Here is a 328-nt window from a genome sequence, read left to right on the forward strand (position 1 = left end):
GTGCTGAAATGCTGCCAATGCCAGCCGCTTGAGCGACTTGAATAGCAGACGCCGCTGCTGCCATCGGCATTGCAATGTAAGGACCAATTAAAGGTATGGCAGATATAGCATTGAATGTATTAGAGTACGTCTCTTTAACATTCATCAATGCTTTTTGGGTGGCGTAGGTTCGTTCCATAATAAAAGCTGCCTGATGCATTCTGGAGCTTTCGCCAAAGAACATAGCGGCAATGCTTGTCATTGAACCAAATGCAGACTGCTGTATAGCGACGCGCGTCGCACCCATTTGCTCATCAAGCGATTGCTGTCTAAGTGCGTACTCTTGCTC

1 pseudogene is annotated in these 328 nt (G+C 47.3%); it reads right to left on the reverse strand.

Going from position 1 to position 328, the window contains the following annotated elements:
* A pseudogene (locus AAEY75_RS14370) lies at nucleotides 1-328 on the reverse strand (phage tail tape measure protein); the annotation flags it as partial.

Source organism: Psychrobacter sp. TB55-MNA-CIBAN-0194 (assembly GCF_040309505.1).
In the GTDB taxonomy this organism is placed as follows: domain Bacteria; phylum Pseudomonadota; class Gammaproteobacteria; order Pseudomonadales; family Moraxellaceae; genus Psychrobacter; species Psychrobacter fozii.